A 26931-nucleotide genomic window follows, 5' to 3' on the forward strand; every position below is an offset into this window, starting at 1 on the left:
CCGCTTGAACTCGTCCGTGAACCGACGCTTCGTCGTACTCGCCATCATACACCTCCTGACTCCGCAAAGCCTATCATCGGTGTCCGCCAAACCGAGGGAAGATCAGATGTCAAAGCCCGAAGCATCGAGGCTGTCGGCCACCGTGCCGGCATGCAGAGCGCCGTGCCAGACATAGGCTACATCTCCGGAGAATAGCGCCCAGGCCTCCCGCCAGTCCGCCCGGTGATCGTTGAGTACCTTACCGGTGCGCCGGGTCTGAGCTGCGCCAACGTCGTTGCGCCAGGAAGGATCGTACTCGACACCATAAGGCGGGTCGGTGACCATGAGGTGCGGGCGCACGCTGCCAAGCAGGCGGGAAACATCCTGGTTGCTGGTGGCATCGCCACAGAGCAGGCGATGGTTGCCGAGTAGCCAGAGGTCCCCTGCCCGGCTGGCCGGGTCTGCGGGCGTGTCCGGCACCTCGTCCTCGCCATCCACCGTATCGCAGTCACCCAGCAGCCGCTGGAGCTCACCAGCCTCGAAACCGACCAGATCCATGTCGAAAGCAAGATCGCGCAGGTCCGATAGTTCGGCTGCGAGCAGATCATCATTCCAGCCGGCATTCAGCGCCAGCTTGTTGTCGGCGATGACATAGGCGCGCTTCTTGGACTCCGACCAGCCGCGCGCGATCATGACAGGTGCATCCGCAAACCCGAGCTTTCGAGCTGCCTCAACCCGGCCATGGCCCGCGATGATCGTACCTGTCTCATCCATCAGCACCGGGTTGGTCCAGCCCCACTCGCGCATGGAGGCGGCGATCTGATCTACCTGCGCAGGGCTGTGCGTTCGGGCGTTTCGGGCGAAGGGTACCAGCCGATCCAACGGCCACCGCTCCACGTGATCTGCAGGCCAGGTGGCCCCCAAGCTGCTCGCGTCTGACATGCACCGCAGCATAGGCGCTTGCTGGCGAGCGCGCTCTACGCAGGGCTGCGCTCCCTCTCGAAGTTGCGCGCACCGCGCAACGGGAGCCGCCGCGCTGCTACTGTCGTACCGGCTGACCACCCCCTAGCCAATTTCGCGGATATCTACGTGGAGGACTGGCGTCGGTCTACGACCCCCTCCCTACGAGGTTTTGACCTCCCCCCCCTCCGCTCTCCTGCAGTCGAATGCTCAATGCGCAGTAGTTCGCACGTCCTCGAACCTGTGCGAGCGGCTGGCGATCACGATGTGGGCCAACCGTCCAATCCGATGGTCGTCCTAGCTCGCGCTCGTCCCTCCTCCACGCGCTTCTCGCCCTCATGGCAATCGCGGCAGAGAGACTGGAAAGGTCCGCTCCAGAAGCGCGCTTCGTTGTCTCCGTGCGGCACGATGTGATCGCAAACGGTGGCCGCGGTCATGCGCCCCTTGCGGCGGCAGTACCGGCAAAGCGGCTCGAGGCTCAATTGGTGAAGACGAAGCTTCTGCCAGCGGCCGGTTCGGTACCATGTGACTCTAGCCATCGATGTCACGGTTCAGCCGGAACACGACGGCGGTCATTCGCCCCGCTCCCATTCCGGGAAGTCGACAGACCGCCCACAAGAGACCAGCGCGGGATTGCCATGGGGGTGCTCTGCTACACCTGCAGATCTCTCGGCCGCTGCTGCTACACCCGCCCCCCTAACGGGGGCGGGGTGTAGCGTAGCACTCATCTGCTCCACCGCTACACCGTGCGACGCTACACCTCTTGCAGGTGTAGCAGACACGTCGTCGGCTGCTCGCCCGACCACGATATACTTCTTCATCTGCCGGTTGCTGTCCTTGCGTTCCTCCACCCGCAGCGCGCCATTCGTCTGCCAGGTTGAAAGCATCTTCAGAATTTTCGCGCGGGGCGCCTTATCGTGAGCATCCAGCCCGAGAACGTCGGCCACGGCAAAACCGACCCAATCGCTGGCGGAGTGATGCGCCTTGTACTCGCCGGCGGCTACTGCCTGCTGCACCCGGCGCAGGTGATCAACAGTGATGCCCTCAAAGGCATCGGGCGGCGTCCAGCGCGTCACCACGCCGACGCTGTCACCTTCTTCGCCGTAGGGATCGTCCTGCCCGGTTGAGTTGGAGACAGTTTGCGATGCCAGTCGGAACCACTGGGCGTCTTCGGCAGGTGCACGATTCGCCTTGTCATCCTGCACCGTGAAGAGACGCCGCCGCTCCCCGTCCTCGACGATTCCGAACCGCTGCGCCTCTTCCTTGTCCATGCGGTTGAAGACCAGCGTCACGCGAGCGGCAGCAATCAGCGACACGGCGCCGCGGGACGCCTCCGCCGTTACCTTGTCGCTCCCGAGCTTCTTGGTATGATGAACCAGGACCACTGAGCAGCCCGCGCGTTTGGCAATGCCGGTCCAGGTCTTGACGACTGCATCGATGGCGCCGTTGTCATTCTCGGAAACACCGTGCGACGACACGAACGGGTCGACAACCAGGACATCGATCTGGCGGGCGATCAATTCAGCTTGAAGCGCCTCCACCATTGGAAGCGCGATGCGGTAGCCATTGCGATCTTCAACCGCGATCCGAAGTTCGGCCCCGTCTGGCCCACTATTCAGGAAGATACGGTCTTCGCACGCTTCCTGCCCAACGCGGTGGAACAGGGCCGCCGCGACCAGCTGCATCTCGAGTTCATCCAACCCGTCCTCCAGGTTCCAGTACCAGACCCGCTTCGGCCCCGCCCAGACCGTCTTGCCGAGGATCTCCGGTCGGCCGCTTGCCAGTGACAACAGCATCGAGGCGACGAATGAAGATTTACCAACGCCGCCCGGTGCGACGATCGCAGACACCGTGCCGAGCAACAGCCATCTGCCCCAAACCCAGGGGCGGCGCGGAAGCGTGCGGTGATCGGGCCACCGGAATGGCGATGCCGCAATCCGCACGGGTTCCCCCTCAGCCAAAGCCGCGAATGGCGCCGCGGCTTCGTACTGGACCTGGAAGGAAGCCGAATTCACGACGATCGCTCCAGGAGCTGATCGTTAAAATCCTTGCAGCCACGTCTCGGCCGCATGATCCGAACGCGCTTGCCCTGCTCGGTGAAGGCGGCAGCTGCCTTCTGCGCCGCGGCCTCGCCGGCATCGTCGTTGTCAGCACCAATGATGACCGCCTCGACCAGATCCGGCAGTCTCATGGCGGGGAGCATCCCGGCGCCCGCCGCAACCCAAACTGGTCGACCAAGGGTCTGAAGCAGTGACAAGCCGTCTTCCAGGCCCTCGGTGACAAGCGTGGAACGACTGGCGAGACCGAGCCGAATGGCACCGCCGAGCACCCGTCCGAGCGAGAACTTTACCTTGCCGCCCGGCAGCGGCGCCTTTCCAATCGGTTTTTCCGAAAGAAATGTTCGCTGAATGCCCGCGACCTCACCGTACAGCGTGGACACGGCAGCAACCAACGCCGGCATGGGCAAGTGCCGGCCGAGCGGCAGGTAGGCGCAGCGGAGGCTGTCGGGCAGATCGACGGTGATGCCACGCGAGCGGAGATATTCTGCTGCCATGCTGCCTGATGCCGGTCCCGCAGCGCTCCAGATGGCGGCAGCCTCACCGCTTCGATCGTACTGCCGCTCGAGCTGTACGCGCCCCTGCAGTATCTCAGGCAACTGCCGGCTCCCCAGCATCTCCAGAGCATCGATCAGGCGGACGGAGTGCAGCCGCATGACGTAATCGAGCACATCGCCCTCGGCACCGCAGCCAAAGCACATGAAGCGGCGGTCGTCGGCGTAGATCGTGAAGCTGGGCGAGCGATCCGCATGAAACGGGCAGCATGCTTTCCACTCCCGGCCCGCGCGGCGCAGCTTGAGGGAGGCCACCGCCACACTCGACAGTGGCACGCAGGCGCGGATGTTGTCGCAGCGCTCCCGCAATGAAAGGCTGGTGGTCACTAGCCGACAACAACACTGGTGCTGGTGCGCACACTCTGCGCTTCGAATGCCTCGATGTCCTCCAGCCGGTACACGACCCGGCCACCGATCTTCATGTGTTGTGGTCCCTGCCCGAGCCAGCGCCACCGCTCCAGCGTGCGTGGACTCAGCTTCCATCGGCGGGCCAGTTCAACCTGGTGAAGGTGGGTAAACGACATTTCCAAGCTCCTCGTGTTTGGGTGCGATGGAGCGAAACATGACGGGCTGACGGCAGGTAAAAAACTGGGGGAAAAGTTGTCGACAGGTTTAAAAACCTGATCCTTTCGTTTTTGGTCGTCCTTTCTGTACGAGATGGTCGGGCAGCTGAGCCGCCCGACGGCAATCCCGAAACATGTTGTCGGTGATTGTGTCGTTTGGGAAAGCCTCCCTTACAGCTGCCAATTGCTCGGTGCGCAAAAGTGGCCACTTCGCCTTGTCTGCCTGAATACAAAGCCACTGGGTCAGCTGTCTGCGCAGCAGCGCCTTCTGTGCTTGCGGCACCGGCAGCTCAGTCGGCCGCAGGCTCGAAATGGTCAGCGCAAGGAAGTGGAATCCGTTCCCCTCGGCTTCCTCGCCGCGGTGTTTAATGCACAAATAATCCCAAAGATGGGTGTCGATCTGTCTTGCTTCAGGTCCATAAGCAGGACTGATGCCGCGCGCTATCCACTCTCCAGATCGCAGCTTCTGCAGGGTACGTTCTACAAGCGCTTGGTACAAACTGTCGTAGGCCGTGAGTGTAGCGTGGGAAAAAAGCGGCCAGCCATCGACGCCGACGTGCATGGTTCCCCGTGCGACCATAGGTCCGAACCAGCGCCACTCCTCGGCGGTGGCGACATGCTCGAATGCTTCAATAAGCCTCTGTGACCGGAACATAACAGGAACATAGTGGAACTGCGTGGTCCTGCGCAATCGCTTCTACGCTGCCGCTCTGCGGTGAGGTCGAGCGTGTCCAGTGATCACTTCAATGCAGAGCCCGGCGTTCAACGCCCGTCGGCTACTTCCCAAGAATGGACGTCTGTTCAGGGAGGTTAGCTGCCTAGCTGGACGCCGCCTCTGATTAGCGTCCTATCGAACTTCTTTGCCAGAGACCCGAACCATGGGCATCCGCTGCACTGGTTCTGCACATCTTCTCCCTCAGGGCTCCCTACGGCCGCGATCATCCTTCCATTCCGCCCGGTTAGATCGGCCGCTCCAAACGGCAGGAGCAGATCGTGCGTTTCACTTTTTTCTGCAAGATTGTGGTCGTCGTCACGCTAGTGGTGCTGTTCGGTTGGCTGTTCCCTGACAGCTTTTCGGGTGCCCGCATTGGTGGGTTCGCCGCCGCCTGGCTGGTGGGTCTTGTTTTGGGCAGGGGCGATATCAGGCGGAACAGGCGCTCGTGGATCGCGCTTGCGGTCGCCGCGCTCTTCGTGAGCTCGCTGTTTGACGATCCCGGGCCGCTTGCCTGGGTGCTGTTCTGGTGTGCGCTGTCCATCGCCGCGCTGCTGCCAAAGGTCACTCGCTTCGATGACGCTTGGCATTGGGGCGCCCGTCTCGTTATCCATGCAGTGGGCGGGATCGGCAAGCCGTTCGCCGATCTTCGGCGCTTCGGGCGATCCAAGCAAGGCAAGCGCATCAACGCCGGCGCCATCATGGCAATGCTGGGGTTGCCGCTGGTGGGCGGCGCATTGTTTGTCGCGCTGTTCGCTGCCGCCAACCCGCTGATCGCTCAAGCTCTTGCGGCAATTCGGCTGCCATCATTGTGGCAGATCCTGCTTTGGGCGCTTGTCGCGGTTTGCGTCTGGCCGAGCCTGCGGCCGCATGCCTCCGTGATGCGTCTGGCGGCTCGACTGCCCGATCCGGAGCCCGTGCTGCCCGGCACATCGCTGCCATCAGTTCTGATTGCGCTCGCCTTGTTCAACGCGATCTTCGTCGTCCAGAACGGGCTCGACATCGCCTTCCTTTGGAGCGGCGGCGCGCTGCCCGTCGGCATGACTCAGACCGAATACGTGCATCGCGGCGCCTATCCGCTGATCGGCACCGCACTGATCGCCGGCGTGATGGCGCTGGCAATGCTTCGGCCCGGCAGCGCGAGCGCACGCCATCCCTGGGCGCGGCGGCTCGTAACGTTATGGGTGGTGCAAAACCTCGTGCTGGTCGCCTCCAGCGTACTACGGACGATCGACTATATCGACGCTTCGATGCTAACGGCGTGGCGCATCGCCGCGCTCGCCTGGATGGGACTGGTGGCGCTCGGGCTGGTGCTGATCTGCTGGCGCATTCTGGGCGGGCGCAGCGCGCGTTGGCTAATCAACTGGAACGCGCTCGCTGCTGCAGTCGTGCTGACGATGTGCACCTTCGTCGACCTGGGCGCGCTTGCCGCATCGCGGAACGTCCGCAGGCAGGCGCCAGCAGCAATCGACCTCTGCTACCTTGGTCAGGTGGGCGATGGGGCGTTGCTGCCGCTGATCGCGCTGGAGCAGCGGCCAATGGATGCAGTGACACGCGACCGCGTTCGCTACGCTCGAGATCTGATCTTCACCGACCTGTCGGCACGGCAGGACAGCTGGACGGAGTGGACGCCCCGTGGCGCGCGTCGCCTGGCCCGGGCGACGGCGATGCTCGGGCCCAACCCTGCTCGACCGCTGGCGGTGGACCAGCCTACATGGCGCAACTGCGACGGCTCGATCGAACATCCGGCACCGCCGGCCCAGCCTTGACCGCGCGAGCGCCAGCCATGATCCAGTGTCCCATGCCCCGCACGATCCTGATCGCCGACGACGATCCCCACATCCGACAGCTGCTCGCCTTCGCGCTCGCCAAGGCCGGGCTTGACACGATCGAGGCTGAGGATGGCGAGGCGGCGCTGGCTGCGGTTGAGGATCACGCGCCCGATCTCGTCGTGCTCGACATCAACATGCCGCGGATGGACGGGATCGAGACGTGCCGCCGCTTACGCGCGCGGAGCGACCTTCCGATCCTGTTCCTCTCCAGTCGCGACGACGAGATCGACCGCGTGCTGGGCATCGAGCTTGGCGCGGATGATTACGTGACCAAGCCGTTCAGCCCACGCGAGGTCGTTGCACGGGTGATGGCGATCCTGCGGCGCACGGCGGGGCGACCGCCGGCGGTCGCCGATGCCGTGCAGCCGCTCCGCCATGGTCGCCTGCACTTAGACTCGGATGGCTGGCAGGCGAGCTGGGCGGGTCAGCCGGTGCCGCTAACCGCCACCGAATTCGGCATCCTCCGCACGCTCGTGACGATGCCATCCAAGGTGTTCAGCCGCGACGCGCTCATCGCCCGGCTGCACGGCCCGGGCTTTGCCATCACCGATCGCACGATCGACAGCCACGTCCGCAATCTGCGCGCCAAGTTCGCAGCCGTCGGCGCCCAGGACGTGATCGAGACGCGCGCCGGCATTGGCTATCGTCTCGGCGCGTGCGGCGCCGGATGATCGAGCGGGTTAAAAGCGTCGTCCGCCATCACTGGCCGCGCCTGCGTCTGCGGACAATCCTGCTGCTTACCTTTCTGTTCGTGGCCGCACTGCCGGGTGTCGGCGCGCTGTTCCTGCGGGTCTACGAGAACTCGCTCGTTCGCCAGACGGAAGCGGAGTTGGTCGGCCAGAGCGCGGCGCTGGCGGCCGCAGCGACTGTCGAATGGCCGGGCGTTCACGCGCGCGCGCTGCCGCAGCAGATTGTCCAGCAGCCGCCGTCGGTCGATCTGCGCATGACGCACATCCTGCCCGAGCGACCCAAGCCCCGGCCATCGACAGGACCGGAGGATCGTGCAACGCGCGTCTGGGGCGATCATATGCAGCCAGTCGTGCAGCTGACCTCACGCACCACGCTGGCATCGATCCTGCTGCTCGACGCGACCGGCCGCATCCTCGTTGGTCCACAGGCGGGAGCTTCCTATGCCGATCTGCCCGAAGTGCGATCGGCGCTGGACGGCCAGCCGGCGACGACGCTCCGCCGCAATGGCGCCTACCGGCAGCACTACGCACTCGAATGGTTGAGCCGGGCGTCGGACCTGCGCATCCACCACGCGCACCCGATCATCGCCGACGGGCGCGTCATCGGCGTCCTGCTGCTATCGCGCTCCCCGCGCGTGCTGTTTGCCGGGATCTACGAGGATCGGGGCAAGATTGCGCTCGGCATCGTGCTGATCTTCGCCACGTTGGTCGTTCTGAGCGGACTGCTTTCACGCGGTATCGTCCGGCCAGTCGAGGCGCTGGGCGACGCGACGCGGGCGGTCGCGAGTGGCGGGGGTTCAGTGCCGCCCGCCCCGACCACCGCCGCCGTCGAGATCCAGGCGCTCTACCGAGACTTTGGCTTAATGGCCGAGGCGATCGAACGGCGCTCTCGCTACCTGCGCGATTTCGCGCATGCGGTCAGCCATGAGTTCAAGACTCCCCTGGCCGGGATCGGCGGTGCGGTCGAGTTGCTCCAGGACCATCCCGACATGGGCGCCGAGGATCGCGATCGCTTCCTCGCCAACATCGGGGCGGACGCGGCGCGCCTGAATCAGCTCGTCAGTCGCCTGCTCGACCTCGCCCGCGCCGATATGGCCGAGATGGTGGAGGGCGCCGCAACCGACCTGTCCGACGTCATGCGCCGTGTGGCGGATGCCTTCAGTGGTGCCAACTTCAACGTCGTATCGGAACCGGCCGCGGCGCTGCCGAGCGTCGCTGTACCGTCGGCGGTGATCGAGACGGTGCTGACCGGCCTAATCGAGAACAGCCGACAGGCCGCCGCATCCCGGGTCTCAATCGCGGCGCGGGCGTCGGGCGGGTTGGTTGAACTGGCGTTCCGGGACGACGGCCCAGGCATTCCTGCCGGTGATCGCGACCGCATCTTCGAACCCTTCTTTACCAGCCGTCGCACATCGGGTGGCACCGGGCTAGGGCTGCCAATCATCCGCTCGCTGCTCCATGCGCATCAAAGCATGATATTGCTCGACCGGGACGACGGCAGAGGCGCGGGCTTCGTCGTCACGGTGCCGGCTTGCGCCGCCGTGCCAACGCGGAAGGCGTAGATGGTGCGAGGAAGGCCGCCCGCATTGTCGGCTCTGATGATCGTCGCCACCATCGCGGCGGGTCTCACGATAAGGCTGGCGCCGCTCGAGCTGCCGAACGCCTTCGTCAAATATGGCGGATCGCTGCTGTGGGCGCTGATGATCTACTGGACCGTTTCGTCCGTTCGCCCACTTTGGCCGCTCATGCGCGGCGCTCTCGTATCGAGCGCGATCGCGTTCTGCGTCGAACTGTTCAAGCTCTATCATACGCCGCTGCTCGACGCCTTTCGGCTGACCTTGCCCGGCAAGCTGCTTCTTGGGCGCGTGTTTTCGCTACGGGACCTGATCGCCTACGCGGTTGCGATCATCGTCGGCGTTCTTGCGGACCATATGATCCGGTCCAGTATGCAGCGCCTGCCTCCTGCTGAGCGCGGTAATCGGTGCGATTAGGAGCAAGCGGCCCGGCCCGCTAACAGTCTCGCTAGGACGGAAAAATCCCGGCCTTGTCGGCTGCGACCCACTTCCGGCCACTCAGCGACCCCGACGCGGCATCCGAAACCTGCCACTCGTTCATGTGAGTAGACCGACCGCTCCGGCCGGCTCAGGCAGGCGCTCGGAACGGCTTAGATTGGGACTTTGCTGCCGAAGCCGCAACGGGCACTGTACGGCAGATCTGAACAGAAGCGGTCGTTCAGCGGTCGGGCCATTTCCGTCTTCTACGCCCGGGTCTGGTGGAGAGCGGACGTTCAGCGCCGCGCGGCTCATAGCAAAAAGCCGCCGGCCTTTTGACCAGCGGCTTCCGCTCTGCCTGATAAAACAGGGAGTAAAATCAGGCGTAGATCGTAGCCGTCATGCAACGGCGGTGTCGTCTTCGCTACCCGGATGGCCAAGCCTACGAGCGTTGTCCACGTCAAATTCAAGCTGAATCCTTGAATGGCACAAAACACACAATTGATACCGATTAACACGGATTAATTTTGGGGAACAATCCGGTAGGCATTGCAAACGGATGAAATTGCAGGGGGGTTACCTGCCGTGATCCGCATAGGATACATAGCCATGCGTCTTCTCCCTCTTCTTGCCTGCTCTGTCGCCGCGTTCGTCGCCCAGCCGGCATTGGCAGCGATAATCGTTTCGCCGACCCCGAACTTCGTTCAGCCACAAGAAAACGTGCTGGCGAACAACGGTTTGTCTGGCCAGACGGTTACGGGTACGACAAACACCACTGGAACTTCCGTAACCTTTCAGTCACTTAACAGTGAACTTTTGTTTACACAGACAAATGGCCAAGCGCGCTTTTTTACGGCTGATGGCACGCTAGACGCGGTGGCATTCTACCTGACCAACCCCCTTCTTGGGTTCACGCAGGTTGAGTTCAATCTGTTCAACGCCTCGTCTAATACGACAACCGTCAACCTCGTGTTCAGCGATGGTTCCAGCGGCAGCTATGCTCTGGGTGCAAACGGCCAGAACTTTTTCGGTGCTGTCGCTACCGCTGGTACCATCATTACCCGCGTCGCCTTTGACACGAATGGCAGCGGTGTTCAGGACCTTCGTCAGGTTCGACTGGGCGGCATCACCAGCGTAGCCGCAGTTCCAGAGCCCGCTACTTGGGCGATGATGCTTGTTGGTTTTGGCATGGTGGCCGGCACTGCCCGCTACCGTCGTCGCAAGACCATCGCCGTCTACGCATAATCTTGCTCTGAAGGGTTTTCCCGGCGGCCGTCGGAGCAATCCGGCGGCCACTGTTTTTCGCTTAGGGCTCAGATGAACTCTCGGGCGAACCTCATCGAAGCGCAGGCAATTTGGGCTGTCCTCGGTGAACATGGCCCTCTGTGGCTCTCGGACAGCATCCTCCGCTTGATGGCGATTGGCGACGTCGCCGAGGCGCGACGCCTCGGGATCATCGGAAGGTGTATGGGCCGTTTAGGCCGTCGGCGACTGCACTCGAAAACCGATACCCGCAGGGTCGTTCATCTGACCGCCGTCGATACATGCTATGCTGACGCCATTGGGACCGACATTTAAACCTCCCGTCAATGTCAGCTCTTGGGCGATTGGAGAAGGGCAGCTTTGACCGCCGCCATCGGCGGCTTTCGTACAAACCGGACATTCATCGGAGATGAAGTGAACGACGTCTTCTGGGTCGAGAGCAGACATACTCCGGCGATGCTTACACTCTGCATTACCGGCTTCGACGTAGACCCAACCTTGGTCACGAAAACCATTGGCTTCGAGCCTACCTCGATCGGTCGAATAGGTGAGCCGTCGCCAAGCGGCAGACCGCGAACGTTCAACGGCTGGTGGCACGAGGCAGAAGGTCAGCGCCTCGCAGGGGGTAAGCAGCATAACGACGCGCTGGTCCGCATCTTGGACAACTTAAAAGGGCGAGAGGATCGTTTCGCCGAGCTTCGGAGGTCGATCCGGCCAAAACGGGTAACGGTCTACGGTGGCCTATACGTGCCGTCTAACCAACAATGTGGCGTCTGGCTTGAGCCGGACCAGATGAAGTTACTTGCTGCCTGCGGCGTCGGTTGGGGCCTCGATCTTTTCACGGCCGATTGAGGTCGGTGTTCTTCCTGTCCGACCCGAAAGCCGGCATGTCCGCTAACCACCAGATCGCGACATTCGACGTCGAAAGGCGGACCACAAAACCGGCCGGGCGGCAGTCGTCAGGATCCGACATCCGGCGTTTGCGCGACCGGCAATGCACACCGCCAGAAAAGGTCAATTAAGACCAATGGGTTCCGACAACCGTATTGGGGAAAGCGGTCATTCGCGCACCCGCTGACATGCCTATCTCAAGTGAATGCTTCGTCGCATTCGAGAACGAGCGAATGAGCGCCGGCATCGGCGGGCGGATGCGCCTATTGATCTGGCCTGATATCAGAAAAACGTCCGTGCTAGGCGATCTGGCTTCAACTGCCTAGGAACTCCCGGGCAGGGCAATGATCCGCCGCCCTTGGACGGGCCCCCAGTCGAACAGGGCCGTGTGCTCGATGTCGTCTTCGAAATGATGATAGCGGTCCGCCAGAAATTGTCGTGTCGCTTCCATGTCCGGCGTTCGCCGGTGGTTGGTCAGGCCCCAGCTCGGCATGGCCGCAAACAGACCCACCCAACGCGTCGTCTCCACCGTCTCGGGCGTGAACTCGCTTAAATCGATTCGCGGCGTGTTGCCGTTCTCGAACGCCTTCATGAGGCGCCGCGTAATCTGCGCGTCATCCGCCATCGCGATAATGCTATTACCCTCTGCTTCGATGGCCCGCTGCAGCATGAAGTTAAAGATGACGCCGTAGATCTGCCAATCGAGCAAGCCATCATCATGCATTTGCTGCACCAGTGTCATTGCCGCTGGGTTCGCCTTGATCGCGGCCAAGTTGGCTTTAATGGCCGGCGTTAGCCTGCGATAGCGGTTGGACAACGCTTCATAAGCTTTTGCGGTCGTATAGGTCGGTCCATCGCCCGACCGCCACTCCAGTTCCTTGCCGATTTTCGGTTCAGGCGCGGGAGCGTCCGCTGGAGGCTGCATGCTCGCAAGGTCGACGGCCTCGGGCATCATGAGCGCGCGCATATCGGCGAACAGTCGCGACACCGGATGGACCCAAAACGCTTTGTTGAGGAGGCCTCGCTCCATCTTCTTCTTGAGGATTGCAAGAAACTCGTCCTCGGGAAACGCTGATGCCTGCCCGAGAATTTCTGCGAGCAACATCATCGTGAAGCTCGCTTCGTCGCCAAGCGAGGCTCCCCCGGGCATGCTGAGGCGGTACGCCATGCGCTTATTGTCGTCGAGCGGCTCCAGCTTGGGCTTCAACTGATCTGATAGAACGATCTCGATATCGACCCTTGAGGGCAGCGTCGCCAAATCCTCATCGGCAAGATCGACGACAGCCACCTGAAACGCCGCGCCGATCCACTCCGCAACATGCCGGAGGGACTGCTCCGCCCGGATCGTCCAGCTAACGCCGAGGGCGCTCCAGCGATAGTGGATCTCGGCTCCGAGGTCATAGGTAAGACCCTGTCCTATATCCTCCGCAAGACGCATCTCGATCTCTTCCCTCGATAGGTCTTTCCAGAACCCGTTGCTCGCCAGCTTCCGCAGACTGCTCGCATAGGCGGGATCCATTGGCCATGTGTCGAGCGCTGCGTCCAGGTCCTTTTGTGCTTCAGGCATCAGCTTGCCCAGCATCGCGTAGACTTTGGTCGCTTCTGAAAGCCGTTCGGACAAGGCTGGCTGCTTTTCCAGCTCCTCGCCGTCCGGCACGTGCCCGATGAATATCTGCGCCGCTTGTCCGACCGAATGGATGAAGCTCAAGCCTTCGCCAGCGGTGAGATAGGTTGCGCTCAGCTCTAGGGCGGCAGCGCCAATGAGAGGACGCAATGTCTCGTCGTTCGCATCGACCGCATATTTGAGAGCGGCGCCGGCATAGTAGCGCGCAGCGAGCGGCATCCAGAGGCCGGAATAGAAATTTGAAAGTTTGATCATGGCCAGCACCGATCCGAAAATCGTTTTGGCGTGGAACCAGCCTTCCTTCGCGTGCTGCAACTGATCGATAGCCGCTACAAGCTGGTCGTGCTTGGCGTAAATCATCGCGCGGTCGCGACCCTTTTCAGCGCCAGCGATCCGACCGCCGCGTTTCTCCACAATGGCGTCGATGCGATCAGCAAGCGTGCGATAGCGCGGCAAGCCGCCGATAATTGGAATATAAATCTGCATCATATCATTGAGCATGTCGATGTCGGCGAAGGGCGAGCGTTCGGCGATCTCGGCGGCTTCCTCCCAGGGCGGCAATACCATCTTGGCGAAGGTTTCAGGGTCGCTTGTGAAACGATCCGGCGAGATCTGCTTGGCGATCAGCAGCAAATGAAAACGGGAAGCGTCGGAAAGCGGCCCGGCAAGAGCGTCCGACAACGCTTCGTCCGCCTTGTCGCGCCACCCCTTCACGGTCTTCAGGTCAACCGTCAGCTCACCGGTGAAATGCGCGGTCATTGTGTAGGTGGAGAGCAGCACGATGTCTTGGACGTCGTTGGCCTCTAACTCGCCCTCGATGCTATCGAAGAATCGGTCGACCGCCCAGCGCGCCGGGTCGAGATTATGGCGCCCACGCAGTTGCGCTACGGCGATCTCGTAAAGCGCCTTGCGGGCAAACGCCGTGGGCACTGCATCCAGAATTGGTGGAATCAGGTCCATCCACCGTCCGAGATCTGGCTTGAGCGCCTCCTCGAAGGTGGCGCGACGCATCCCGCGCTTTACCTCGAGAAAGTCGGTAAAGTCGGAAATTGCCCGCCCGCTGGTGAACCAGCGCTCGCACAGCGCCTGATATTCCTCATCGCCTTGTACCTCGGGGAACATGTCCGCAGCGACGCTCAGGAACTGCTCAGCGATCCAGAAAACGTCCGGGTCACTCAACTGATCGGCGATCGCCTGCCCATCAAAGATTTCGAGCGCGGCACCGTACTTGCGCTCGCAGAATGCCTGAAGCTCGTGTCGCTTGGCGACGGCCAGATCGGTGGCAGAGAAATAATAGACCGCATCGGGTTTCGAGCCGCTAGCAAAGATCGTCACGAGGTCATTCTTGATCTTCGTGGGGAGCTTCTTGTCTAGAGTGCAGGCCAGCACCAGCGTCTTGTCGTCTGCTAGACCGATCCGGCTTCGCGACCCAAGTTCGGTCGACGCGAGGTAGCCGCGGAATGTCTCAGCGTCCCTTCCCTGATCGCCACCAGCCTGAATTGGCCCCGTTGCTGGCAGAATGCGGCGGCAGATCCGTTGCCGCGCGAGCTCGAAGCCAAGCTCCTCGAATTGGTGCTGTTGATTGAACGGGCTCATCTGTTCGAGCTGGAAGCGTAGAAAGCGGCGCAGCGTGTATCTGTTCTTAGCCAATTGCGACGGCCTTTCAGGCAAAGTCCAATGGTAGGAAACCGTCCGGCGGACCACCAGAGCGAATTGACCTGTGGGGCTCTTGGTCGCCCGCCGATCAGAGCCGGGAGGGCCGCTGACCCGGACGCGCCGTCCCGGCCCCAACTCGCTTAAACAAACGGCGGTTTTTAGGATTTTCGTGGGGGGTCGCCGAACGACGACATTTAGGGCGGTTTGCTGATGGCGCTCTTCGACGCATCCCATCGCAGCTTCTGTCAGGAGCAAAAGTTCGCGTTGGATCAGCTGAACGACCGTGTCTGGTCGACCGCTGCCGGTTGGTCTTGAGACGAAGCGGCCGTTGCGGCAACGGGCGCCGTACGGCAGATTTTTAACCGAAGCGGACGTTCAACGGCTGGGGCCATTTCCGCCTTCTACGCCCGGGTCTGGTGGATAGCTGCCATTCGTTATAAAGGGCGCGGACAGTTTGCACGTCCCCACTCTGCTGGCGATTGATAGGCCACATCGCCGGTATCTAGCTCGACGACGATCACAGCGGAAAACTTGTCAGTGCACATCATGTAGGCCGCGTTCTTTGTGCCTGCGCCTATGCCCCCTCCAACTTCGTTGATCGCCCTTTGAAGCATTTCGCCGTTGACGCGTGATAGTGGAGCAATGTCGTCGATCATCGGCTGAACCGCTCGCGGCGGTAGCCTAAAAGTCAGGCGCTGCGAGTTTGTATCGACATCGTGCCGGCTTCGAAGGTTACGGGCCGTCGCGGGCACGAACGGCGGCACCCAACCCCGCTTTACGGCTCCGGCCTGCTTCGCCTCAAGCCAAGTGCCATAACGCTCGTCCACTACGTCGCCGCAGGCCGAGAGAAGGAGGGCGGAAGCCAATAACGTCAATTGGCGCATCAGCCTAGTATCTCGCAACTGTCTAATGTCTTCAACTGGGCGACTGCCGTCCGGCCGTTCTTCCGCCCAGGAACGTCGCGATGTGGTGGTGAGCGGACCTTCAGCCCTTAGCTGAGGTCATCAGGGTTATATTGGCTAAATCGTCGGCCTAGTTTGCGATCACGCCGGGCTCGATATTGATTGAATAGGGCAAAGCAGACAGCGGGGATGGTGGCCGCTGGTGAGTAGCGGAATGGAACGTTGAGCGATTGAAGCAGCCCATAGGTTAGGGTCGTTAGGGGAATGGCGAACCACACGGTCGACCGCCATTGGTGAAGATCGTTATCCGACCTGAACCTCGCGACGTGACTGTTGTAACCGTGCGTATTTTCGGCACTGCGGGTGCGCAGCCAGCCTTTCGTTCTTTTACCCACCCAGCCACGATAGGCTGTGGTGCGAAAGTCCGCAATTGGGCGGGGGCCGACCGGCAGCGTTGGACCGGTAGCACGAATGTTGCGACGTGGTGGGACGCGAACGTCTGGCATTTGGCGGGAAAGCTGGCAAGCTGGTGAAGCCGCGCGTAGCATGCCGTATGGACTTTTCGGGCCTCCTTCTGATCCCACTAGCGGCGCTTATCACCGCAGCGTGGATCGTCGGCGTTGCGATGCTGTCGTCACGTGCGGCAACCCTCCGGCCACCATTCCTGCTATCTTACAGCCTCGGTGTGCTGTTCATTCAGCCTTGGCTTATCGCCTCATGGCAGGAAGCGGGCATGTTTGCTGTCATGTTGGTGATGCTGACCATTTGGATTGCGGCCGGGTGCATCATCGGAGCCATGCCCGCAACGGCTGCGGTCGCTTTGACGCGCAGGCTTGCCCGACCCAAGCGGTAGGCCAACGTCCGGTGTTGGGCGCCACCGGCCGTCAGCTGAGCCGTGCCGGTGACCCAGATGCAGTCGTTCAGCATTGCCAGGCGGTTGCTCAAAAGCGGACGCTGGTTCATCTGAGTGAGCCAGGTAATTCAGTTAGGCGTTCGAAACGCCCCAGACGGGGCAAGCAGGATGGTCGCAGACGATCTGGAGTGATCGGTAGCCTTCGCCTTCGATGCTCTCATGCGAGCGGTCAAAGGCGGTCTTGTAGGCGTCGCGGCCCATCGTGCGAGCGAGTCCGTGCAAGGGCGCTTATTCATGAGCCGATCGGATCGCATTTGCTAGAGCTACGATGCGGATGCCGAGCTGGGGACTAAATAACCTACTGTCGCCTGTTCAGGGCGAGACTTGTGTTGCTAAATCTCTGCCGTTGAGGCGGGCTGATGCAAAGTCGGCAGAGCACTTTCAAGACAAGCTCGGATGGAGGCGCGATGCCTGCCCGGCTGAATAATGTTAAAACCACGATAGGTTGGCATCGGCAATTGCCATGCTCTGGCTGTTTTTCCGATAGGTGCGACGCTCATCTCGCGCTCAACGCGTTCCACGTTGCGAATGCTTGCGTCGCGCTCGGGCAAGGGGGCTTGTACCTGCTCGCGTACGACACTCCCTTCAACACGTGTCCGCCTGCAGAAGGTTGGCCTCACTAAACCCCTAAGGCTTGAAGATTTTCTATCCGGCGTGAGCTCGACGCATGCTCTATCGGCATCGCCTGCGTCGCCGTACGTCGTCGCCCATAAGGTAATCCCATGCATCAGTTCCGCCTCGTCGCCCTTTTGGGTGTTTCCCTGTCCGCTCTCTCGGGGCAGATCGCGCACGCACAAACAGCGGCCCCGGTCTCCGTGCAGGAGAACGAAGCCGCGCCGGTCACAGATGCGGCCACCGTCGCGGACGAAGGCAACGAGATCGTCGTCACCGGCACACGCACGGCTGGCCGGACCCGGCTCGACAGCGTTTCGCCGGTCGATGTGTTGAGTGGCGCCAGTCTGCAACGGCAGGGCACGACCGAGCTCGCGGCAGCGCTTTCCACAGTAGCTCCCTCGATCGACTTCCCTCGCCCCTCGGCCAACGACGGCACCGACTCGATCCGTCCGGCGACGCTGCGTGGCCTGTCGCCGGACCAGACGCTGGTGTTGATCAATGGCATCCGCGGGCACAGTTCCGCGCTCCTCAACACCAACGGCGTTGTTGGCCGCGGCTCGGCGGCGGTCGACCTCAACACCATCCCGACCGTCGCTCTCGATCGGATCGAGGTGCTGCGCGACGGCGCCTCCGCGCAATACGGGTCGGACGCGATCGCCGGCGTCGTCAACCTGCGCCTGCGCGAAGCGCGCTCGGGCGGCGGTGCGCAGGTCAACTATGGCTTCTACGATACGCAGGTCGACACCGCGCGGGGCAGCCGGCACGTCACCGGCGAGAACGCGGTCACAGTCTCCGCCTGGCAGGGGCTCGGCTTCGGCAGCGACGGTTTTCTGACGATCACAGGCGAGTATCTGAAACGACAGCCGACCAACCGGGCCGATTTCGATCCGCGCGTGAACCCGACGCGGGTCACCGGCCGCTATGGCGACCCGGAAGTGGAGCAGGGTACAGGCTTTCTCAACGCCGGCACGTCGCTGACTGACACCTGGAGCGTCTACGGCTGGCTCGGCTATCAAGAGCGCGATTCGAAGAGCGCCGCCTTCCCGCGCGTCGCTGCGACGACGGCCAGCGCCGCGCAACTGGCGGTGCTTGCACGCGCCGGATATGCCGGAGGCTTTCTGCCGATCATCAACACGAAGACGCGCGACCTGAATTCCGCGATCGGTGTGCGCGGTCAGGTCGGGGGTTTCGACGTCGATCTGTCGGGCAGCTACGGTCGCAACCGGATCGGTTTCCGCACCCTCGGCTCCGCCAATTACGCGTTCGGCACAGCGACGCCGCGCGACTTCGACGACGGGGCGCTGACCTACGACCAATATGTCGTCGGGCTGGACTTCACGCGAAGGTTCGATGTGTTCCAGTCGCTCAACGTCGCCTTCGGTGTGGAAGGACGGCGCGAGGGGTACAAGATCGAGGCGGGCGAGTTGGCCTCCTATGGCACCCCGCCGGAGGGAACCGTCACGGGCATTCCGGCCGGAACCGCCGTGTCGCTCGTCTCACCGGGCGCGCAAGGGTTCGGCGGCTTCTCGCTGGGCAACGAGATCAAGCGCAGCCGGCGCAACGGCAGTATCTACGCTGACCTGGAAGCGCAGGTGACGACCAGGCTCCTGGTCGGTGTAGCTGGCCGGGCGGAAGACTATTCGGATTTCGGCAGCACCGCCACCGGTAAGCTGTCGGCGCGCTACGAGTTCGCCGACTGGTTCGCGCTGCGCGCCACCGCCTCGACGGGCTTCCGCGCCCCTTCCCTTCAGCAACAGTATTTCACCCAGACCGCACAGGTGGTCCAGAACGGGGTGCCGATCGAGACCGGCACCTTCCCGTCTGTCAGCCCAGTCGCCCAAGCGCTGGGCGGACTGGAACTCGACGCGGAGAAATCGACCAACCTGTCTGCCGGCACCGTTATCCGTGCTGGCGGCTTCGACCTGACGGTCGATGCATACCGAATCCACATTCGGAACCAGATCGGTCTGTCGGAGAACATCCAGGCAAGCTTCAGTCCGCAGGTCGCTGCCATCCTCGCGCCGTTCAACGTCTCAGCGGCGCGCTTCTTCATCAACGGACTAGCATCCACCACCAAGGGCATCGACGTTGTCGGCCACTACCGACTGCGTACAGCAACGGCGGGATCGTTTGATCTCACGGTTGCGGGTAACCTCAATGACGCAAAGGTGACCCGGGTGCCGGTCAACACGGCCGTGGCGCTCTCCCCCACGCCCACGCTGTTCGCCCGCAGCCGCATCCTGACGCTGGAGGACGGCACGCCGCAGACGAAGGTGACGGGGACGATCGACTGGTCGCTCGACCGGATCGGCGCGCTCGCGCGGGTCACTTATTACGGCAACGTCAATCAGCCAGGAACCGTCGCCACCGCAGACGTTTTCACCGGCCGGCATGCGATCACCGATCTCGAGGTGCGCTACGGTGAGGCGAAGGGCGCGCAGATCGGGCTGGGCGTCAGCAATCTGTTCGACGTGTATCCGGATCGGATCATCACGGCAAACAACTCGACCGGCGTACTCGGCTTTCCCTATTATTCGCCGTTCGGCTTCAACGGTCGCTACCTCTACGTGCGGGCGGGGTTCAACTGGTAATCACATCAAAAACGGGTCGGGACATTCGCAGACTCCTTCCCGCTCCTCGGCTCTGGATGCCCATTCACATTGATCATCGGGCTTCAGGCGAAGACCCGGGCAGAGTTCCTGTCGCGCACCCGTTGCCATTTCGCTCTAACGCGGGCGATGGAAATGGCCTAGCGCGGCCTGCCAGCTCGCTGCGGATATGGATACCGGCGGGGGCGCCAGGGCGGCGAAATTACCGGTTCTGTTCACATCCATGACGGTGGGGCAATCGCAGGTGACGGATCGGAAAGGCGCTATGATGGCGTAAGCATGGCGCAACGCGGCATGGTCGTGGTGACGATCAACTATCAGCTCGGCATATTTGGCTTTTTGCCACGCCCGAGTTGGCGACCGAGTCACCAAAGTGCGCGGCCGGAAATTATGGGCTGCTTGATCAGGCTGCCGCACTGGAGTGGGTTCGGCACAATGTCGGGGCGTTCGGCGGGGATCCAGACAAGATCACGATCGCCGGGGAAAGCGCGGGATCGATGTCCGTCAGCGTGCTGATGACCTCGCCACTAACGCGCGCGCGCTTCGCGCGGGCGATCGGTGAAAGCGGCGGGGTGCTGCCGCCGACGTTCCATCCCAAGCCGCTCGCCGAGGCGGTCAAGGCAGGAACGGCATTCGCGCAAGCAGCAGGAGCCTCGACACTGCCCGCCTTACGCGCGATGCCGGCCGAGCAGTTGTTGGCGGCGCAGGGCCAGCAGAAATTCTGTGCCGACTTCATCCTCGATGGCTTGTTCCTGACCGAGACGCCCGCCGCCAGCTATGCCGCGGGACGCGCAGCCAAAGTGCCCTTGCTGGTCGGGTCGAACTCGCAGGAAGGGGCATGGAGATCGATCCTGGGTGACATGGCACCGACCGTGACACAATGTACCGTGCCGCGCTGGCGTGGATGTCTCCGGGCCGCGAGGATGAACTGTTTGCGCTCTATCCGGTCGCGAGTGATGCCGATGTCCCGACAACGGCCATGCGCGAGCGACCGCTTCCTGGGCGCATCGACATGGCAGTGGTTCGATCTGCACCGTCGCAGTGGCCAACCGACATATTATTACCGCTACCAGCACGTTCGCCCCGCCGCGCTTCCGCCGCTGACCAACGGCACGCCCCCGCCACTTGGCGCGGTGCACAGCGCAGAGATCGAGTATGCGCTCGGCAACGTCGATGTGAACTCATTATACGCTTGGACGAGCTACGACCGGGGTATATCCGCAACAATGCAGAGCTATTTTGCCGCCTTTATCAAGGCTGGCGACCTTAATACCGCCGGACTGCCTCGCCGGTTTCCCGCATCGGCAAACAGCAAAAAGATCACGAGACAGGTAATCGACGTGGACACGCACAGCGAGGTATTCAACCTCCAAGAAAAATATTCTCGGATTGTAGAGCTGCTAGACGGAATGCCTCAGTAAAAGACCAGCAGATACCGCCCCCGATAAACTTAAAATTTGGTTGAAACTTGGACAGCATGGAGGAGGACACCGATTGTAAACATCGATTTTGCGTCAGCAGCGACCCCAAATCCGTCAGTCGCGGCGCCCTACCCGTCGCCCTCCCAACTTCCGCATTCGTTCGTGCTGATAGTGAAGGCAGCAGCAACTTGAAGACCTGAAGTGTTGGCTGGCTCATCCCCACTTAGAGGAGCATTTGTAGGTGGCTTAATCTTATGTCTATTGGAGCCAGCAGATTCACTTTTCCCTGATCCCTAATTCTTTATCATAGAATGACCCGAGCCAGTTGATCGTGTTGGTGTCCTGTTTACCGCTGGTTCAGAACGAACGACGTCTCGGCCCCTGATTCTACCTTGCCTCCCTGACAACCAATTCGCAATATCTTTGCCTTAGTTCGGGGAGATTAGGGAGCAGGAAGCACGTATGTCGGACATATCTCCTCCTTTGGGATTGCCAGCTTCGCGTGCTGATGACGTCGTACTGGCAGAGCAATACGGAGCTTTGCGCAAGCAGATACCGCTGATGTACGCGGTGATGTTCGTCGACATCGTCTCTCTGGCAGTCTCTTCATTCGATGACATACCGCTTGTCCTGAGCCTGGGAATGCCCGTTGCCCTGACAGTAGTGATCGCCGTTCGGACCGGCTTGTGGTTACACCGGAGAAGCGTCGAAGCGCCACGCGCCGATATACAAAGATACCTTCGCGGCACGATCATAGCCTCTGCGGTACTCAGCATCGCTTTTGGCGGGTGGGGGCTGATGCTGTTCGAGCAAGCTCAACCGCAGCGAAGCATGTCGGTCGCGCTCTATGTTTTTGTTGGGACGATCAGCTGCTGCTACTGTCTGCTAGCTCTGCCGACGGCCGGAAGAATGGTCCTGCTTTTTGGCGCGATGCCGGTAACCCTTCAGTTGCTCCTGTCAGGTGATTGGCAGCTAATCGGTACTGGAACCAACTTCGTAATAGTTGCGATCCTGATCCTCCGGACGATGGCCACCAGCTATGCCGACTTTACGGAAGTAGTCCGAGGACGATCGGATATGGAGGTAGAGCGCGAACGCGCTCGCGAAGCGGAACGACGCGCACAGGAGATCTCTTATCGCGATGCTTTGACCGGATTGCAAAACCGCCGGGCGTTAAGCGAGCATCTCGATACATTTCGTTTCCAGGATCAGTCTGCAACGCATCTGGCGCTACTCGTGCTCGATCTTGACCGGTTTAAAGCAGTCAATGACGTTCACGGGCATCCCGCGGGCGATCGCCTGCTGCAGGCGGTAGTTGCCCGGCTGACTGATATAGTCGAGCAGGTCGGCACTGCATATCGGCTTGGCGGTGATGAGTTCGCCATTGTCATCGAAGTGGCCGAACCCCACAGCGAACTGGCAACTCTGGTGGCGCAGAATATCGTAGACGGGCTAGCGGCGCCATTCTCGGTCGGTGGTCTCCTTCACCATATCGGCGCAAGTGTCGGTGTCGCCGTCGTCAGCCGGAATGCCGTCGATCGCGAAACCTTGATGCGGCAGGCCGACATCGCCCTCTATAAGGCAAAGGAGAATGGACGATCGCAACATCGGACGTTCGAAGCGCAGATGGATGTGGAGATCACGCGTCGCTCAAAATTGGAGCGAGATCTGCGTCGGGATATAAATGCCTGTGCCTTCCTGCCCTTTTACCAGCCAATCGTGGACCTGGCGTCCGGGAAACTGGCGGGATTCGAAATGCTCGCTCGTTGGAGCCGAGGTGATGGAGAAGTGGTCGGACCAAATCAGTTTATTCCCATAGCCGAAGAATGTGGCTTGATTGGGCGGCTCATGTTTGACCTTCTCGAGCAGGCCTGCCTTGATGCCGCTGCATGGGGTCCGGATGTAATGCTGGCGGTCAATGTTTCGCCGGTTCAGCTCAAAGATCCTTGGTTCAGCGAAAAGCTACTCGCGATCCTGACGCGGACGAGCTTCCCTGCTCGGCGTATCACTTTGGAAATTACCGAAAACGCACTCATCGCAGAGCCGGAGAACGCTAAGCGACTGGTCCAGTCGCTGAAAAATCAGGGGATGCTGATCGCCCTTGACGATTTCGGCACCGGCTTTTCCTCTATTCAGCATCTAAAGATGCTGCCGTTTGATAAGATCAAGATTGACCGATCGTTTGTGCAGGGCCTTAAAAGGCATAGCGAGTCTTATAAGATGGTGTTGGCGATTACCCGACTTGCATCAAGCCTTGACGTTGTGGTCATCGCCGAAGGGATTGAAGATGTATCGGCATTGGAAATCGTTCGGGAACTTGGGTGCGTGGAGGGGCAGGGTTATTTCTTCGGGCGGCCAATGAACGCAGACAGCGCGGTAAATGCCCTTCAATCAATACGCAGAATACAATCTTTAGATCGTAGACTGCCGTCATCGCCGATCTTGGTGTCGAGAGATGGCATCGCTGTTTCAGAAAGCGCTTCAAATGCCGCAAGCGGTGGTCGACAATCTATCTAAGCCTTATCTGTCCATCGCGGCGACAGCGCGGCATGAACGCCTGTCCGCTTCTCGGCGTAACGCCGGTTAGGCTGAACGACCAAGTTTGAGGCGCTTAGCTGCCGGGTCTTGCGGTATGAACGAAGGGCCGCTTACCCTACCTCGACGCCCGAAAGCGGCCGGGCCATAATCCTGAAGAGTTTCGGATGCCGGCAGGCGTACGAAACTCTTGGAAGCCCGAACCCGCGGGCCGCAGGCGATGCGCTATGGGGTTTTCGGTTTCCGGCTGGTTTTGGTGGCCCGCGCCATGGCGGATGTGGGCGCGAGCCTAGGAGCAGACTGTCCGGATTCCGGTGGGCATGATGGGTTCGCGAGCGCTGACAGCGCGGCATTGCTCGATGTTGCCGCCCCTCTGATGGCTATCGGCGCAGGTAACATCGTCTCCGCGAGCACGAGCCCTGCGAGATAGATAACTCCTTGGCCGTGCCGGGTCACGACGCCTGTATCCCGGATAACAGCGCAGGCGTCGGTGGAGCGCGGGCCTGGCGCTGGCGAAGGAAGGTCTCGATGACTACCATACGCCCGCCGCAACACGGGCATGGCGGCCGGATGTCGTCCGGTTCGGCTCGTGCGTCGGACGCCGCGGGCGGTGCGACCCCGAGCAGTTCGCGGGCTCGTTCGAGATGCGCCTTGCGGGTGGCGCCTGCAAGCAGGCCATAGTGGCGGATGCGGTGGAAGCCCTTCGGCAGGACGTGGAGCAGGAAGCGGCGGATGAACTCGTCGGCGGTCAGCGTCATAATCTGCTGGCGGTCGGCGCCACCCCGGCGATAATCTTTATAGCGGAAGGTAACGCCGGTCTGGTCGAAGTGCAGGATTCGGCTGTTCGAGATCGCAACGCGATGCGTGTAGCGCGACAGATAGGAGAGCACCGTCTCGGGGCCGGCAAACGGCGGCTTGGCGTAGACAACCCAGCGCTTCTTCCTGACCGGGGACAGGTGCCGCAGGAATGCACGCCGGTCGGCGAGGTGCGCGAGCCTGCCGTAGAACGCGAGGCGCCCAGTTTCGTGCAGCGACATCAGCCGGGTCAGGAACAGGCGACGAAACAGCTTACCCAGGACGCGTACCGGCAGGAGGAACGCGGGTCGTGATGACACCCAGCGACTACCGTCGGGCGAAAGTCCGCCGCCTGGGACAATCATGTGGATGTGCGGATGGTGGGTCATTGCCGAACCCCAGGTGTGGAGCACCGCGGTAATGCCGATGCGCGCACCCAGATGCTTCGGGTCGGCGGCGATGGTCGTCATCGTCTCTGACGCCGCCTGGAACAGCAGGCCGTAGACCGCCGCTTTGTTCTGCCACGCGACATCGGCAACCTCGGCGGGCAGCGTGAAGACGACATGGAAATAGCCGACCGGCAGAAGGTCGGCCTCGCGCTCGGCGAGCCACGTGCGTGCCGCGGCGCCTTGGCATCGCGGGCAGTGCCGGTTCCGGCAGGAGTTGTAGGCAACCCGCCAGTGCCCGCAGTCGGTGCAGGCTTCGACGTGACCGCCCATGACCGCGGTGCGGCAGGTCTCTATCGCCGACATGACCTTGAGTTGGTAGAAGCTCAGGTGTCCGGCGCGGGCGGCCCGGTACGCAGAACCAGCGGTGCGAAAGATGTCGGCGACCTCGACGGAGGCACGCATCCTCGCTCAGCCGCTGGGCGCTCTCGCTTCCATAGCGGTCATCGCCAGCCTGTCGAACGGACTGGTCACGTTGCGCAGCACCCGGGTGGCGACCTGCGTGTAATAGGCGGTGGTCTCCAGCTTGGCGTGCCCTAGCAGCGTCTGAATGATGCGAACGTCGATTCCGTCCTCGAGCAGGTGCGTGGCGAAACAGTGTCGCAGCGTGTGCGGTCCGACCCGCTTGTCGATGCCCGCTGCTTGCCCCGCCTCGACCACCACCCGGTAGATCTGCCGCGTGCTGAGCGGCTTGAGATAGTGCTGACCGGGAAACAGCCACCCGTCGACGTGCAATACGCCCTCACGCCGACCCACTCGCCACCACTCCCGCAGCAACGCCAACAGCCCGACCGGGAGCATGGCGTTGCGATATCGCCCGCCCTTGCCGCGCTCGACCCGCAGCAGCATGCGCTCGCTGTCGACGTCGCGCACTTTGAGGGCGGCGACCTCGGCCGCACGCAGTCCGGCGCCATAGGCGACCGACAGCGCCGCCTGATGTTTGAGGCATGTGGTTGCCGCCAACAGCCGCGCCACCTCGTCCTGGCTCAGGACCACCGGCAACTTGCGCACGTGCCGCATGCGGACCAGCTTACGGGCAAGATCCGGCCGGTCGAGCGTCTGGATGAAGAAGAACCGCAGTGCCGATACGATAGCATTCATGGTCGGCGCAGGCACGCCCCGGTCACACTGCTCGATCTGGAAGCGCCGAACCTCCTCCGCCGTTGCTGTGTCGGGCGAGCGCCCGAGGAACGTCGCGAACCGCCCGACGTCGCGAATGTAGTTCCGACGCGTCTCAGGACCGAAGCGGCGTATGTCCATCTCGTCAATGAGACGTTGGCGTAACGGGCTGACGGCAACAACGGGGTATGAGGATAGTCATGGCAGGGCTCCTTTCGTGGAACCCCGATGCTCTGCCTGCTTCCCGTAGCGCTCAACCGATGCGCTACACCCGCGATATCAATTCAACCGCGCCCCGCACGACCTTCCCGCGCAGCGGGTTCGTGCATCCACCAAGTTTACCGCTATCCAGATCGTCTGCATTCGCGGTTTACTGCTCACCGCTCCCGGCATAATATGTTCGTCAACTTGATAGTGAACCGGTCGAACACGTTTGTCGCCATAAGGGGCGAGGATTGGCCTCTGGCGCTTCAGTGTTCAATGCGGCCCCAAGGATTCATCGCTTCGTCGCATTCAATCCGGGCCTTGGCGAAAGGATCAATCAGCTCCGGTCTTGTGAGTACCGGCGTGACTTGAATGGGCAGATTTGCCACGCCTATTCACGCAGAAACACGCCCCCGCTTGCTTCCGTAGTGCTTCCGGGGCGATCCTGAGCGGATTGCCTCAGACGCAAAAAATCCCGCTAAGCGTTTCTGCTTGCGGGTTTTTGTTGGTTGCGGGGACAGGATTTGAACCTGTGACCTTCAGGTTATGAGCCTGACGAGCTACCGGGCTGCTCCACCCCGCGACACTGGGGTTTGGTCTG

At 61.8% G+C, this 26931-nt stretch carries 19 protein-coding genes, 1 tRNA gene and 2 pseudogenes; 10 read left to right on the forward strand and 12 right to left on the reverse strand.

The window, feature by feature from the left end:
* Positions 1 to 102: 102 nt before the first annotated feature.
* From ASG67_RS06360 to ASG67_RS06380, 6 genes are all read right to left on the reverse strand, one after another.
* Entirely contained in the window at positions 103 to 933 is an 831-nt protein-coding gene (locus ASG67_RS06360) for a ParB/Srx family N-terminal domain-containing protein (protein WP_321163529.1), read from the reverse strand.
* Between the two features lie 266 nt (positions 934 to 1199).
* The gene (locus ASG67_RS19785; protein WP_082543353.1) at positions 1200 to 1478 is read right to left on the reverse strand and encodes an HNH endonuclease; all 279 of its coding nucleotides are present in this window, start codon (positions 1476 to 1478) and stop codon (positions 1200 to 1202) included.
* A gap of 33 nt (positions 1479 to 1511) precedes the next feature.
* The gene (locus tag ASG67_RS06365) at positions 1512 to 2954 is read right to left on the reverse strand and encodes an AAA family ATPase (RefSeq protein WP_056527228.1); all 1443 of its coding nucleotides are present in this window, start codon (positions 2952 to 2954) and stop codon (positions 1512 to 1514) included.
* Positions 2951 to 3877, reverse strand: a complete 927-nt coding sequence (locus tag ASG67_RS06370; protein WP_235535076.1) for a CHC2 zinc finger domain-containing protein — start codon at positions 3875 to 3877, stop codon at positions 2951 to 2953. Before ASG67_RS06370 ends, ASG67_RS06365 begins: the two co-directional genes overlap by 4 nt.
* Positions 3877 to 4074 (reverse strand): helix-turn-helix transcriptional regulator, encoded by a 198-nt coding sequence (locus ASG67_RS06375; protein ID WP_056527230.1) that lies wholly within the window; start codon positions 4072 to 4074, stop codon positions 3877 to 3879. The genes ASG67_RS06370 and ASG67_RS06375 overlap by 1 nt, the downstream gene beginning before the upstream one ends.
* Before the next feature lie 88 nt (positions 4075 to 4162).
* Positions 4163 to 4768: a hypothetical protein gene (locus tag ASG67_RS06380; RefSeq protein WP_056527233.1), complete on the reverse strand. Its 606-nt coding sequence runs from the start codon at positions 4766 to 4768 to the stop codon at positions 4163 to 4165.
* Positions 4769 to 5106: 338 nt separating this feature from the next.
* On the opposite strand from ASG67_RS06380, the gene ASG67_RS06385 reads away from it, so the two are divergent.
* The 6 genes from ASG67_RS06385 to ASG67_RS06415 all read left to right on the forward strand — a co-directional run bounded on the left by ASG67_RS06385 (position 5107) and on the right by ASG67_RS06415 (position 11452).
* Complete coding sequence (locus tag ASG67_RS06385; protein ID WP_056527235.1) at positions 5107 to 6594, forward strand: DUF4173 domain-containing protein; 1488 nt, start codon at positions 5107 to 5109, stop codon at positions 6592 to 6594.
* A gap of 17 nt (positions 6595 to 6611) precedes the next feature.
* Positions 6612 to 7328 carry a response regulator transcription factor gene (locus ASG67_RS06390; RefSeq protein ID WP_082543355.1) on the forward strand — a complete coding sequence of 239 codons (717 nt, stop codon included), beginning with the start codon at positions 6612 to 6614 and terminating at the stop codon, positions 7326 to 7328.
* Entirely contained in the window at positions 7325 to 8908 is a 1584-nt protein-coding gene (locus tag ASG67_RS06395) for a sensor histidine kinase (RefSeq protein ID WP_056527281.1), read from the forward strand. Before ASG67_RS06390 ends, ASG67_RS06395 begins: the two co-directional genes overlap by 4 nt.
* 36 nt (positions 8909 to 8944) lie before the next feature.
* A complete protein-coding gene (locus ASG67_RS06400; RefSeq protein ID WP_200940741.1) occupies positions 8945 to 9337 on the forward strand; it encodes a DUF2809 domain-containing protein in 393 nt (130 codons plus the stop codon).
* Positions 9338 to 9946: 609 nt separating this feature from the next.
* A complete protein-coding gene (locus ASG67_RS06405; protein ID WP_056527242.1) occupies positions 9947 to 10582 on the forward strand; it encodes a PEPxxWA-CTERM sorting domain-containing protein in 636 nt (211 codons plus the stop codon).
* A 378-nt stretch (positions 10583 to 10960) separates the two neighbouring features.
* Positions 10961 to 11452: a DUF4279 domain-containing protein gene (locus ASG67_RS06415; protein WP_056527247.1), complete on the forward strand. Its 492-nt coding sequence runs from the start codon at positions 10961 to 10963 to the stop codon at positions 11450 to 11452.
* Positions 11453 to 11813: 361 nt separating this feature from the next.
* Here the strand turns inward: ASG67_RS06415 and ASG67_RS06420 are convergent, their stop codons facing one another.
* The 3 genes from ASG67_RS06420 to ASG67_RS18775 form a co-directional block, all read right to left on the reverse strand.
* Positions 11814 to 14765: a hypothetical protein gene (locus ASG67_RS06420; RefSeq protein ID WP_056527250.1), complete on the reverse strand. Its 2952-nt coding sequence runs from the start codon at positions 14763 to 14765 to the stop codon at positions 11814 to 11816.
* A gap of 440 nt (positions 14766 to 15205) precedes the next feature.
* Positions 15206 to 15655 (reverse strand): hypothetical protein, encoded by a 450-nt coding sequence (locus ASG67_RS06425; protein WP_056527253.1) that lies wholly within the window; start codon positions 15653 to 15655, stop codon positions 15206 to 15208.
* Between the two features lie 714 nt (positions 15656 to 16369).
* Positions 16370 to 16636, reverse strand: coding sequence for a hypothetical protein (locus ASG67_RS18775; RefSeq protein WP_156460684.1), 267 nt, complete (start codon positions 16634 to 16636; stop codon positions 16370 to 16372).
* Positions 16637 to 17308: 672 nt separating this feature from the next.
* Between ASG67_RS18775 and ASG67_RS06435 the strand changes: the two genes are divergently transcribed.
* The 4 genes and pseudogenes from ASG67_RS06435 (at position 17309) to ASG67_RS06445 (ending at position 23748) form a co-directional block, all read left to right on the forward strand.
* Positions 17309 to 19792, forward strand: coding sequence for a TonB-dependent receptor plug domain-containing protein (locus ASG67_RS06435; protein ID WP_056527259.1), 2484 nt, complete (start codon positions 17309 to 17311; stop codon positions 19790 to 19792).
* Between the two features lie 237 nt (positions 19793 to 20029).
* A pseudogene (locus ASG67_RS19790) lies at positions 20030 to 20140 on the forward strand (hypothetical protein); the annotation flags it as partial.
* A gap of 23 nt (positions 20141 to 20163) precedes the next feature.
* On the forward strand, positions 20164 to 21231 hold the full coding sequence (locus ASG67_RS19670) for a carboxylesterase family protein (RefSeq protein ID WP_056527262.1): 1068 nt from the start codon (positions 20164 to 20166) through the stop codon (positions 21229 to 21231).
* 462 nt (positions 21232 to 21693) lie between these two features.
* Entirely contained in the window at positions 21694 to 23748 is a 2055-nt protein-coding gene (locus ASG67_RS06445; RefSeq protein ID WP_082543357.1) for a putative bifunctional diguanylate cyclase/phosphodiesterase, read from the forward strand.
* Positions 23749 to 24218: 470 nt separating this feature from the next.
* On the opposite strand, the gene ASG67_RS06455 is transcribed toward ASG67_RS06445, so the two are convergent.
* The 3 genes and pseudogenes from ASG67_RS06455 to ASG67_RS06465 all read right to left on the reverse strand — a co-directional run bounded on the left by ASG67_RS06455 (position 24219) and on the right by ASG67_RS06465 (position 26913).
* A complete protein-coding gene (locus ASG67_RS06455; RefSeq protein WP_056527271.1) occupies positions 24219 to 25412 on the reverse strand; it encodes an IS91 family transposase in 1194 nt (397 codons plus the stop codon).
* A gap of 6 nt (positions 25413 to 25418) precedes the next feature.
* Positions 25419 to 26300 (reverse strand): annotated as a pseudogene (locus tag ASG67_RS06460) (tyrosine-type recombinase/integrase); the annotation flags it as partial.
* A 536-nt stretch (positions 26301 to 26836) separates the two neighbouring features.
* Positions 26837 to 26913: transfer RNA gene (locus ASG67_RS06465), tRNA-Met, on the reverse strand.
* Between the last annotated feature and the right edge of the window lie 18 nt (positions 26914 to 26931).

The organism is Sphingomonas sp. Leaf339 (assembly GCF_001426195.1).
Lineage (GTDB): Bacteria > Pseudomonadota > Alphaproteobacteria > Sphingomonadales > Sphingomonadaceae > Sphingomonas.